Below are 12,087 nucleotides of genomic sequence, written 5' to 3'. Positions count from 1 at the left end.
TACAATGCGAAATTTCTTAACTATTATATTTTCCCTTGTGGGAGTATTTGCCATTTCCCAAAATAAGCAAATACTCTATGGCTTTGATGATATTCCCCAATCCTTGATGCTTAATCCAGGGAGCAAAGTGCTTCAGAAAAAACATTACGGAATTCCTTTTTTGTCCCAAATACACGTGAACGGTGGTTCTTCTGGAGTATCGGTTTACGATATTTTTAAAGACGGAAACGATAACATAAATGATCGGATCACCCAAAAGATCTTTGAAATGAAAAATACTGATTTCTTCACGGCCACGCAGCAATTGGAACTTATAAATTTCGGGTGGCGCGCAAAAAACGAAATCTATTTTTCAGCCGGGATTTACCAAGAGTTTGATTTTATAGCTTACTTCCCAAGAGATCTAGCTATTTTGACTTGGGAAGGGAATCGTGATTATTTGGATTATGAATTTGATTTGGGAGAAATAAGTACCACAGGAGATTTCATGACAGTCTATCATTTTGGGCTGAATAAACAGATTAGTAAAAAATTGACAGTTGGCGCACGGTTGAAATTATATTCAAGTATGTTCAGTTACCGAAGTGTGAAGAATTCTGGAACCTTCGTAACCCGTTTGGGTGATGAAAATTCAGAAAACATATATGAGCATACCGTCCAAAATGCTGATGTTACTGTAGAAACCTCAGGTTATGCCTCCTTGCGTGATTTGGACGGCGCAGGGCAGGTTACTTCCGAAATTTTGGGCAGGGCCTTTTTTGGTGGCAATATTGGGGTAGGAGTAGATGTAGGTTTTAATTATGAAATAAATGACGCTTGGGTCCTTTCCGCTAGTGCTTTGGATGTTGGCGCAATTTTCCATTCAAAAGATGTTGAAAATTATCGTGCCCACGGAACTTACACGTTGGATGGAATCAACCTCATTTTTCCGGCATTGAGTGATGGCGAATCTACCTTTCCTTACTATAGCGATCTAGAAGATGAAGTGGAGCGGGAAATACCTATAGATACACTTCATAACGGCTATACACAATTTCGTCCAGTAAAATTTAATGTAGGCTTAAGTTATGGTTTTGGAAGGTTTAATGCCACCGGTGCTTGCGATTGTTTAAACGTTGGCGGAGAAAATCTACACAAACAAAACATTGGGTTTCAATTCTATTCTATATTTAGGCCTAAAAAACCTCAAATGGCAGGAACGCTTTTTTACCACAGAAGATTTACGGAATATCTTTCTGCCAAAGCAACCTACACAGTAGATTCGTATTCATTTTCAAATATTGGACTGGGAGTTTCAGCAGATATTGGCAAAATAAATTTTTACATTGCTGCAGATAACCTTGTAAACTTTAGCAATCTGGCAAAGGCAAAAAGTGTATCTTTACAGCTAGGGTTTAATATTATAATTGACGAAGAATGATACGATATTTACTGCTTTCCTTTACTTTACTTCTGGCTTCAAATGCCATTTCGCAGAATACAAATTTGAGCGATTACAGCTATGTTGTTGTTCCCGAACAATTTGATTTTTTAAGTAGTCGAGATCAATTTCAAATTAATTCCATGACCAAATTTTATTTGGAAAAAAATGGATTTAATGCATATTTGGCAGATTCAGCTCCCAACGCCAATCGTTGTGATGGCCTTTTCGCCGATGTAGAAAAATTGAAAACTATTCTGGGAACTAAGCTTCAGTTAGTTTTGAAAGACTGTAACGAAAATGAAATTTATAGGGGAGAGGAAGGAAAAAGTAAGTATAAGGAATTTGACAAATCCTATCAAGATGCACTTCGTAAGTCATTCATCAGTTTAAAAGTTTTGAATGTTAAGCAAAAAGATGTAATTCTTTTAAATGACAACATTAACAATACAGTGAGTTCTAAAGAAACGAAATCAAACCCAGAAATGGTTGAGCTTTCTAAGCCAAAAGTTTCAAGAGTTTCAGGGAATTTACTCCCGGACGCAAAATTTTCCAACTATTCAAATTCTGGAAAAACATACTTACTTCGCAAGACAGCAGAAGGTTATTCTTTATACGAAGAATCTGCCAGTGCGGCAGACGGACTTCTTTTGAAGGGAAAAATAATCGTAATGAATGATGTTGTAAAATATATGAACACCTCCGGAAATGTTGCCGATGCTTCTTTTGACCCTTCAGGAAATCTTATCATTAAGACAGATGGTACTTCAATGATTTACAAGGCTGAAGATTAAAAATCATATTTTTCTTTCCAAAGTTGTTTTAGATAGTTTTTCAGTGCATTCTCTTTTGGATTGTTTCCGGGTCTGTAGAATGTAGTTCCTTTAATTTCTTCGGGTAAAAATTCATGAGCTACGAAGTTACCTTCATAATTGTGGGCGTATTCATATTCCTTTCCATACCCCAGCTGCTTCATAAGCTTTGTTGGGGCATTTCTGATAGACAATGGCACAGATAGATCACCCGTTTGCCGAACAAGCTGTTGTGCTTCGCCAATGGCTTTGTAAGACGCATTGCTTTTCGGTGATGTTGCCAAGTAAATGGCACATTGACTCAAAATAATACGAGCTTCCGGATAACCAATTGTATTTACAGCCTGAAAGGTGCTATTGGCAAGTAAAAGCGCATTTGGGTTTGCATTGCCAATATCTTCGGAAGAAAGAATGACCATTCTTCGAGCAATGAACTTTATATCTTCACCACCCTCAATCATTCTTGCCAACCAATATACGGCAGCGTTTGGATCACTTCCGCGGATGGATTTTATGAAAGCAGAAATAATATCGTAATGTTGCTCGCCCGTTTTATCATACAGCACCGTGTTTTTCTGAGCTTTTTGCATTATCAGTTCATTGGTAATTGTAATTTTTTCGCTTTTTTCTGAAAGAATTACCAATTCCAAAATATTTAGAAGCTTACGTGCATCACCGCCAGAAAGCCTTATGATTGCTTCGGTTTCTTTTAAGTTTACCTTTTTCTTTGATAAAATCGCATCTTCTTTTAAAGCCCTTTTCAGCAAAGCTTCCATATCCTCACGACTGAAAGATTCTAAAACATAAACCTGACAGCGGGATAACAAAGCGGGAATTACCTCAAAGCTTGGGTTTTCTGTTGTTGCGCCAATCAGCGTAATCCACCCTTTTTCAACAGCACCCAAAAGTGAATCTTGTTGCGATTTACTGAAACGGTGAATTTCATCAATAAAGAGAATTGGGTTTTTGGTAGAAAATAACGTGTCGCTTTTTTTTGCTTTCTCAATTACTTCTCGAACAGCGGCAACACCACTATCTACAGCGCTTAAAACATAGAATGGCCTGCCGCTTTCATTTGCGATAATGTTTGCAAGAGTGGTTTTTCCTGTGCCGGGCGGTCCCCAAAAAATCAAGGAAGGTATCATTCCCGTGTTTAATTGGGAAGTCAGCGAACCTTTTGGGCCAACCAAATGTTGCTGGCTTAAATAGCCTTCTAGGGTTGTGGGGCGGATCCTTTCAGCAAGAGGTGCATTCATAGTTTTCAAAATTACAACTTTAATAAATCGGTTTCACTGACAATTTATCATAAATTTGAAATAGGGTTTGCTTTTTGTAATTGTTTAAATATGTCTAATCCAAACCAATTAAAATTTTCAAATTCTATTATCTACTATCCATTGCTTTTTGTAATGATACTGTGGATTGTTTTTTGGATAGAAACAGTTTTTGGATTTAATTTTAATCGTTTTGGAATCTACCCAAGAAGTTTGGAAGGCTTGCGCGGGGTTGTTTTCAGTCCATTTATTCATGGAGATCTTAAGCATCTTTTTAATAACTCGGTACCCTTGTTTGTTTTAACAGCTGCGCTGTTTTATTTTTATCGCAACATACGTTGGAGGGTTTTGGGTCTAGGACTTTTGTTGACAGGCATAGCTACGTGGTGTATTGGCAGGGCATCTTTGCATATTGGTGCCAGTGGGGTAGTATATATGCTTGTGGCATTTTTATTTTTTAGAGGAATTTTTTCAAAAAAATACCAACTTACTGCATTGGCTTTGGCCGTTGTTTTTCTGTATGGTGGGATGCTTTGGTATGTATTTCCAGTAAATCCAAGTATTTCCTGGGAAGGTCATCTTTCAGGATTTTTTGTTGGAATTTTATTTGCTTTTTTCTTTAAAGAAAATCATATAGAAAATAAAAAGTATGTATGGGAGCGGGAAGATTATAACCCCGACAATGATCCATTTCTAAAACAATTTGATGAAAATGGAAATTTTATAGAGTTACCAAAAACATTGCCGGAAGAACCTACAATTGAGGAAGCCATACCACCAAAGCCTAGGCGTATTAGAATAATATATAATTATAAAAAGGATTCTGAAGACAAGCCTGAATAACCTTTATCTGCGTTGACGCACTACTTCATAAAGAAAAGCTCCGCAAGCCACAGATACATTTAATGAATTTATTTCGCCTAGCAAGGGTAGGGAGGCGCGCTGATCTACTAAGCCTAGCACAGACTTTGACACACCTTTTCCTTCCGAGCCCATAATGATGGCCAATGGTGTTTTTAAATCCAATGAATAAATTACAGAATTTGTTTTTTCGGTAGCGGCGACTGTTGTAATTCCTGAACCTTGCAAATAAAAGATCGCGTCTTTAATGTGCTCTACTTTGCATATAGGTATTTTAAAAATGGCACCAGCTGAAGTTTTTACAGTATCGCCAGAAACAGGAGCGCCACCAGATTTTTGAATAATAACAGCATTGACACCAGTACATTCTGCGGTACGAAGTATGGCGCCAAAATTTCGAACATCTGTAATTTGATCTAAAATTAGGAATAGAGGGGCTTTATCACTTTCCAGTGCTTTTTCAACAATAGCTTCCAGACTATGGAATGCCACCGGAGAGGTTACAGCAACAATACCTTGATGGTTTCCTCGAGTAAGCCTATTTAGCTTTTCAAAAGGGACTATGCTTACAGGAATGTTATCTTTTTCAAGATCTTTTATAAGACCTTCAATCTTGTCACTATCAATTCCTTTTTGAATAAAAACTTTGTCAAAAACAACTTGTGATGCCAAAGCTTCCTTTACAGGATATATTCCGAAAATTGTGTTTGTTATATCGCTCATATATTTTTAAAAGTAAAGCTTAATGAAGCTATAAATTTTGCCAAAGGTAAATAGATTTAACTTGGATTAAGTTATAAAACCATTGTTATAAAAAAACATCCCTTAAAAAATTAAGGGATGTTTTAAAAGTACTAAATAGTAAGTTTTAAAAACTTATTATTGTCTAAGTCTAATTGTAAATCTACCTCCAGAAACAACATTTCCACCGCCTTCAATGGCAACTGAGAAATATTCTCCTCTTTCATCTTCAATAGAGTTATCTATTCCAGTAACAGTAAACGAACCTCGCTGTGAGTTTGCAGGAATGATTACTGTAGCTTCAAAGGTGTAGTTTTCAGGATTTGTAGCTGTTGCTGGTGGTTCAGCATCAGGAAGTATAGTTGGGATAACTATAACTTTAAATTCTCTATCTACATCAGCAAGATCTGAAACAAATAGTGCATCGTTAAAGGTTCTGGTTCTTTCACCGCCTTCAGGAATATTGTTAACATTGTCTGAAGAGTTAGTAAATCCTATCACTGTTTTACGGTTTGTGTCATAGTCATCATATGTTTCACAAGAAACTACAAAGAGTGCTAAAACGACGAATGTAATTATTATATTGATTTTTTTCATTACGATAGTTTTTAAGATTATTAATATCCAGAATTTTGAACCAAGCTTGGATTCAAATCTATAGCTGTTTGCGGAATAGGCAATTGAAATTGTTTTGCTCCTACAGCTATGTTTTGAGCGTCAGAAGGTACTCCTGATCCGTCGTTCAAATCACCGAATCCACCACGTTCAACAGGAAGAGACCATCGTTTTAGATCAAAGAAACGTTGAGATTCAAATGCAAATTCCAATCTTCTTTCAAGGCGAATTGCATCACGAAGAGCAGTACCGGTTTCTCCACTTGGGGGGCTTGTGTATCTTTTTGTTCTAACAGCATCCAAAGCAGTGCGAGCTGCTCCTTCATTACCAAGGTTATATTGGGCTTCAGCAATATTCAATTTTGCTTCTGCTGCGCGAAGTATTTTTATATCTACACGACCAGGAAAATTGCCATCTGCTCTTGCGAACAACTTTTTAATTGCGTTATACTTTGATTGACCATTTCTAGCTTGGAAAGTATAAGCATCTTTTCTGATATCATCATCTTCAAAAAGTTGAAATAATGGATATGATACTACATATTCTGGCACTAAAGTGTTTACGCCAAATTGACTCCAAGTTACGCCAGGAGTGATGTCTAATCCAGGAGGATCTACATCAATCCAAAAGATAACACCATCTTTGCTTGAATCTTCCCAAACACCAACAACATTGGTGCGGGCAGCAACTGCTTTTGTAACTGCATTTGCAGCATCAATAGATTTTTGCCATTGACCCATATACAAATATACTCTAGATAGCAATGTGTTTACACCATCAGCAGTCAATCTACCTGGTTCATTAGTGGCAGGAATACCTTCTAATGCATCTTTAAGATCTTGTACTATAAGGTCATAAGTTTCACCAACGCTTAATCTTGCAGGCTCTATAGAAAAATCTGCAGTGGTTACGTAGGCAACACCAGGGCTGCTGTTAGCATCTGCGGATTGTGTTGGTATTTTAGCAAAGAATGAAACAAGATTCAAATGTCCCAATGCTCTTAAAGCTTTAGCTTCAGCAACTACTTTCTCTTTGTTGTCACCTTCAAAACCAGTGCTATACTGTAATAAAGTATTTGCTCTGAAGATCATTTGATACGTACGTTCGTATAATCCACTCATAGGCTCTGTAGATGCAGAATATTGCCAGTTGTGCAATGTTTTTCTACTATTTCTACCATTTATAGCCAGAGTTACATTGTCTGCCAATACATCTGGAGCATCTAGCATTCCACCAGCATCACTACCGCCGTATAAAGAACCATTAGTTAAACTTGAATAGATACCTCTGGTAGCGTTTTCAAAATCCGTAGCGGAAATATATGCTTGAGAAGTAGCAAGTGAATCAAATGGTATTTGGTCCAGCTCACTATCACAGGAAGTAAAACCTCCTATGACAAGTGTTAAAACTGCAATTTTATAAATTATTTTTTTCATCTTATCAATTTTTTTAAATTAGAAACTAACATCCAAACCAAATTGGATTGACTTAACGTTTGGATAACTGTAAAGAGTAGCTTCACCAGGAGCAACTGAACTTGCAAAATTAATAGTTTCTCCAGAAGAAATCCCTACTTCTGGATCTCCCCAGAACTCGGTAAAGGTCAATAGGTTCTGTCCTTGCGCATAAAGTCTTAAAGACTGCAACGGTGTTTTATCCAAATATTTGTTTGGGAAAGTGTAAGATAACGTTACGTTACGCATACGGATGTAATCCCCTTTTTCCAAGAATCTATCTGAATTTATTCCTTGATCAACAGCTGCATAAATTGGACTTGGCATTACGTCAGTATCGCCAGGCTGTTGCCAGTAATTAAATGCAGTAACGGCTTGGTTGTCATTAATTGCCTGTCCATCAGATTCTGCATTAGATCTTACAAAGTTGTTGATCCAGTTTCCTGCTTTAAATACAAAGTCAGCACGTAAACCAAAACCTTTGTAGTTCAAGTTGGTAAAGAAACCACCTTCTTTATCGGCAATGGTTGACTTTCCTTGGAATACGCGGTTTTCACCTTCAGGAAGATCCTCAGCAAAATAAGTATTGCCATCTGCTCCTAAGAATAAAGATTTTCCAGTTTGAGAATCAACTCCCGCATAACGAACTAAATAGTGCTCATTAATCTTTCTGCCTTCACTATAGCGAATGTTAAAAGCGTCTGTAGGGGTTACATCCTCACCGTCAGGTAACTCGATAATTTCAGTATCTAAGAAGATAATATTTCCTCCAAGAGTCCAAGTGAAATCACTAGAACGGAAAATATCAGCCTGTAAAGAGATTTCAGTACCTTTATTTTGAATTTCTCCTAAGTTTCCAGGTACACCTCTTCTACCATCAGGATCAATAATTCCTGCTTCCCAAGCTGTTGGGATATTAAAGAGAAGGTCAGTTGTATTTCTAACAAAATAATCTGCTACCCCTCTAACTCGTTTGTTGAAAAGGTTAAACTCAAGTCCTACGTTAAAAGTTGTAGTTGTTTCCCATTTAAGATTAGGATTAGCTACTGTCGCTGGGTATGAGCTTGATCCGCCTGGATAAAAGCCAAAAGCATTAGTTGCTTGGGCATCATATCTCTTAATTCCATTTCTATTACCTACAGAACCGTAAGCACCTCTTAATTTAAGGTCATTGATTGCATCCACTCCGAAGAAATCTTCTTTAGCAATGTTCCAACCTAAACTAGCACTCCAGAAAGTACCGAATTTATAATCGTTACCAAAGTTAGAAGAACCATCACGACGAACAGAACCAGATGCAAGATATTTCTCTTTGTAATCGTAGTCAGCAAAAACACCATAAGATACCAAAGTCAATCTAGATCTGTTAGTAAATCCATCATTTAAATCTGCAGCACTAGTTTGTGTGCTTAACAAAGGAGATGGGAAGCCAGTACTACGTACAAAAGTACGATAGAACTCATTAAGGTTATATTCATACAGCCCCAACATATTTAAATTGTGGTTGTTTAAATTCAATGTATAGTTCAAACGATTACTGATAGTTAAATCTAACCTGTCTTGTTGATCATCAAATTTGTTACCAACTGCTGCGTTGTTCAAAATGATATCCAAAATACCTCCTGGCTTAGAATAACTCTCTCTTCTTATCAATCCATGGTTAATAGATGTAGTGAAACCATAACTCCAGTTCTTCGAGAATTTCACCAATGCATCTACGCTAGCAAGTGTAACTTGGTCAATATCTGAAGATTTTTCAGTTTCCAATGCTCCTCTTGTAGCGAAGTTTCTATGTGTTGGGTTATATTCTGGATTACCGTTTTCATCCAATTGTATGTTGCCCTCATCATCATATAAATACTCAGTTTCGTACGGATTAGTTACATATACTGATTGAAAAGGGTTCTGAGTGTTGTTTCTATCTCTTGGTTCGTCACTTGTAGAACGTGAATAACCAACATTAACACCCATAGTCAGCCACTCTTTTGCGTCAAAATTAACGTTTAAACGAGTTCCCAATCTTTCAAAACCATTAAGTTTATCAATAATACCGGTGTTTTTATCGTGAGTTACAGAGAAGTAGTAATCAACTTTTTCACTTCCTCCAGAAATAGATATATTATTGTTTTGGATAATACCTTCTTTTAACATAAGGTCTGCCCAATCTGTTTCTCTAGATAACAATTCTGCACGTTCAGGTGATCCAGGTGTTGTTTGAACTCCAGGCAATGATCCTGCTGGTCCACCCAATGCGTAAATCTCTGCTTCATATTGAAGCTTTTGTTCCGCGTTCATCATGGTGAAGTTAGGATTAATTCTTGAAGTTGTCCCGTAACGAGAACTGTAGCGGATTACCGCATCTTTATTTCTATTACCATTTTTTGTTGTGATTACAACCACACCGTTTGCTCCACGAGAACCGTAGCGTGCTGTAGTTGCAGCATCTTTCAAGATGGTAATGTTTTCAATATCTTCGTTAGGAACGTTTGCAAGATCTTCCTCTCTAATAGGCGCTCCATCCACAATGTATAGTGGAGAAGATGCACCCGCAACAAGAGATCCTGTTCCACGAATACGAACGAAAGCTCCTTGTCCCGGTTTACCGTTTGCAGCAGTTACCTGCACACCAGCCGCTTTACCTTGCAGCATATTGTCTATACTGGTGGTTGGTGCCATTTGCGATAATTCCGAAGCGGAAATTGACACAACAGCTGATGTTTGTACCGTTTGGTTTCGTGTAGAATACCCAGTTACAACAACTTCTTCCAGAGCCGCAGCATCTGGCAATAAAGAAACGTCGATTTTATTCTGAGCTCCTACTTTTACTTCCTTGGCAACAAAACCTACATAACTAAAGACAAGTGTCTGCCCCACATTGGCTGAGACGGTATAATTACCATCAAAATCCGATTGTGTACCAGAACTTGTGCCTTTAACAATAACGTTTGCACCAGGCAATGGCAGACCTGTGTCGTCCGTCACCGTACCTGTAATAGTTTTTTGCTGTGCGAAGGTAAGCTGCACAACTAACGCTAATATAAGCGTTAAAATTCCACTAAACTTTGTTCTCATTTTTATAAATTATTTGAATTAGCCAACGGCAAAAATCATAATAAAAAGTTAATTACACAAGTATTTGCTCCCAATTTTTAAGTTTTATTCAGGAATAGTGGAGAGTTTAATCGGAATACTCTAAAATTTTGAGGAAATGCTGATGTGTATTTTGGTGTTTGAAAAACTGAAGTCTTGGTTTTGAGTGTTTCCATTGGCAACATTAAACTTAAAGAGCCCTGCCTTAGTATTGAGCCCAAGCCCGAACCCAAAACTGTATAAATTTTGTTTGAGTGAAAGCGTTTCGTTTTCAAAATATCCAAGGTCTATTATACTATGAACAAAAACCCCGTCATTAAACTGATACCTGTACTCGGTGTTTATTATTGAATAAAGCGATGCGTCAATACTGTTTTCGTTAAAACCTCGAATGCTATTGATACCTCCAAATCGAAACAATTCATTGACTAAATAACTATCGCTGAAAAGTACACTCGTTATGTTTTGTACGAAAATGGAGTTTTTGTAGTTAAGATTAAAAATATTATTAAGTAGTGTTTCAATACGAACCTGGTCATCACTATTCCCTTCTTTGTCACGAACCCCAACACCACCGTCAAAACTAATAACTGTTTTTATGGGAAACAGCTTTTTGTTTTGGGGCTTTATGTATGATGCTCCGGCAATAAAGAATTTTGATTTAAAATCTTCAACTGGTGTTCCTGCTATCGCAATGTCCAAAAGGTTGCTGGAGTCATATCCCTTATAGCCAATGTAAGTGGTTGATTTAGGATTTATTTGATAAGTTGCACGCAATTGTTGTTCCGTTGTAATAAAAGTGCTGTCGCGCTTAAAGATCTTAAGCTCACCGCTTAAACCAAAAGGGGTTTTTAGTAAATAGGGCAGTGTTGCTTTGACTCTAAAATTTACCTGTTCCTTACCGTCCGCTTTATAGTTTAACAATAACTGTTCGCCATAATTAAGGTTGTTGTTTAGCTCTAGGTTTAAATAGCCATTAAAGGTTAGCTTTTGTGTTTCTTCATCCGTTGCAAAACCGAGTATTCCATCAAAAAGATTGTTGTTTTGTTTTTCAAGATAAAAATAAACTGTTGTGGAATCTTTTCTGAAAAGTGCTTCCGGTGGTTTAATTGCCGAGACAAAACCCAGGCTGTTCAAGCTTTCGCTTTGTTCCACCAATTTCTTTTGGTTAAATGGCTTTCCTTTTTTTACCCCTGCGTAATATTTCAGAAAAGAAAGGGGAAATTTTTCGTATCCTTTTATGGCGATAGAGTCCACAGTTCTTATGTTTCCGTTATCCACCAATAAGGTGGCGGATAATTTATAGCTTTCGCTTCTTTCAAATTCAGTCAATCGTAATCGGGCAAATGCATTTCCTTTTTGGTTTCTAATTGTGGTAAGTTTTCTTAAAGAAGTGGGAATTTTTTCAAAAGGAAGCACGAAATATTCGTCTGTGATTTCGGAAGCCACTCCTTGAAGTTCTTTTTTGGTAAAATCTTCTTGGGAATAATAAATGGCTATTTCGCTATATTTTTTCCCAAGGAAAAAGTCTGCTATAAAACTACTGTCGTTCTCTTTTTGAAGCTGAAGCATTTCACTTTCAATAAAACCCATTCGTTGCAGCTTTAAATAAACTGTATCGGCTTCTTTCTTTAACGCAGTAAAATCTGCAAATGAAGTTTTCATTCGCAGTGAGTCTTTAATTCCCTGTGAAATTGGTTTCTCGGCCTTTATTGAAAATGTGAGTTCCTGTGCTTTTATTCCGAAGAAAAAACAGGTATATATATTAAGGTAGATAAAAATGTATGGGATTTTTTTCAAAAAGGGCGAAATTTGCTGTG

At 37.1% G+C, this 12,087-nt stretch carries 9 protein-coding genes; 3 read left to right on the top strand and 6 right to left on the bottom strand.

All coding sequences use genetic code 11. From position 1 onward, the window contains the following. Positions 1-4 precede the first annotated feature (4 nt). Positions 5-1,420, top strand: coding sequence for a DUF5723 family protein (locus Q2U82_RS01885; protein ID WP_410006048.1), 1,416 nt, complete (start codon positions 5-7; stop codon positions 1,418-1,420). After that, the gene (locus tag Q2U82_RS01880; RefSeq protein ID WP_410006047.1) at positions 1,417-2,214 is read left to right on the top strand and encodes a hypothetical protein; all 798 of its coding nucleotides are present in this window, start codon (positions 1,417-1,419) and stop codon (positions 2,212-2,214) included. The genes Q2U82_RS01885 and Q2U82_RS01880 overlap by 4 nt, the downstream gene beginning before the upstream one ends. Here the strand turns inward: Q2U82_RS01880 and Q2U82_RS01875 are convergent. Then, the gene (locus Q2U82_RS01875; RefSeq protein ID WP_410006046.1) at positions 2,211-3,488 is read right to left on the bottom strand and encodes a replication-associated recombination protein A; all 1,278 of its coding nucleotides are present in this window, start codon (positions 3,486-3,488) and stop codon (positions 2,211-2,213) included. The genes Q2U82_RS01880 and Q2U82_RS01875 overlap by 4 nt on opposite strands. A gap of 90 nt (positions 3,489-3,578) precedes the next feature. On the opposite strand from Q2U82_RS01875, the gene Q2U82_RS01870 reads away from it, so the two are divergent. Further along, complete coding sequence (locus tag Q2U82_RS01870) at positions 3,579-4,349, top strand: rhomboid family intramembrane serine protease (RefSeq protein ID WP_410006045.1); 771 nt, start codon at positions 3,579-3,581, stop codon at positions 4,347-4,349. A 3-nt stretch (positions 4,350-4,352) separates the two neighbouring features. Here the strand turns inward: Q2U82_RS01870 and rlmB are convergent, their stop codons facing one another. From rlmB to Q2U82_RS01845, 5 genes are all read right to left on the bottom strand, one after another. Then, positions 4,353-5,090 carry a 23S rRNA (guanosine(2251)-2'-O)-methyltransferase RlmB gene (gene rlmB, locus Q2U82_RS01865; RefSeq protein ID WP_410006044.1) on the bottom strand — a complete coding sequence of 246 codons (738 nt, stop codon included), beginning with the start codon at positions 5,088-5,090 and terminating at the stop codon, positions 4,353-4,355. Between the two features lie 156 nt (positions 5,091-5,246). Further along, entirely contained in the window at positions 5,247-5,609 is a 363-nt protein-coding gene (locus tag Q2U82_RS01860) for a hypothetical protein (protein ID WP_410006043.1), read from the bottom strand. Between the two features lie 116 nt (positions 5,610-5,725). Next, positions 5,726-7,159, bottom strand: coding sequence for a RagB/SusD family nutrient uptake outer membrane protein (locus Q2U82_RS01855; protein WP_410006042.1), 1,434 nt, complete (start codon positions 7,157-7,159; stop codon positions 5,726-5,728). An 18-nt stretch (positions 7,160-7,177) separates the two neighbouring features. Beyond that, a complete protein-coding gene (locus Q2U82_RS01850) occupies positions 7,178-10,249 on the bottom strand; it encodes a SusC/RagA family TonB-linked outer membrane protein (RefSeq protein WP_410006041.1) in 3,072 nt (1,023 codons plus the stop codon). Between the two features lie 120 nt (positions 10,250-10,369). Beyond that, a complete protein-coding gene (locus Q2U82_RS01845; RefSeq protein ID WP_410006040.1) occupies positions 10,370-12,067 on the bottom strand; it encodes a hypothetical protein in 1,698 nt (565 codons plus the stop codon). Between the last annotated feature and the right edge of the window lie 20 nt (positions 12,068-12,087).

Source organism: Aequorivita nionensis, assembly GCF_046352995.1.
GTDB lineage: Bacteria > Bacteroidota > Bacteroidia > Flavobacteriales > Flavobacteriaceae > Aequorivita > Aequorivita nionensis.
This window is presented reverse-complemented; position numbering and strand designations above follow the sequence as displayed.

What these genes read in the sequence shown, in the direction of transcription:
- Q2U82_RS01885 (WP_410006048.1), top strand. Translation starts at nt 5, where the DNA reads ATGCGAAATTTCTTAACTATTATATTTTCCCTTGTGGGAGTATTTGCC.
- Q2U82_RS01880 (WP_410006047.1), top strand. Translation starts at nt 1,417, where the DNA reads ATGATACGATATTTACTGCTTTCCTTTACTTTACTTCTGGCTTCAAAT.
- Q2U82_RS01875 (WP_410006046.1), bottom strand. Translation starts at nt 3,488, where the DNA reads ATGAATGCACCTCTTGCTGAAAGGATCCGCCCCACAACCCTAGAAGGC.
- Q2U82_RS01870 (WP_410006045.1), top strand. Translation starts at nt 3,579, where the DNA reads ATGTCTAATCCAAACCAATTAAAATTTTCAAATTCTATTATCTACTAT.
- rlmB (WP_410006044.1), bottom strand. Translation starts at nt 5,090, where the DNA reads ATGAGCGATATAACAAACACAATTTTCGGAATATATCCTGTAAAGGAA.
- Q2U82_RS01855 (WP_410006042.1), bottom strand. Translation starts at nt 7,159, where the DNA reads ATGAAAAAAATAATTTATAAAATTGCAGTTTTAACACTTGTCATAGGA.
- Q2U82_RS01850 (WP_410006041.1), bottom strand. Translation starts at nt 10,249, where the DNA reads ATGAGAACAAAGTTTAGTGGAATTTTAACGCTTATATTAGCGTTAGTT.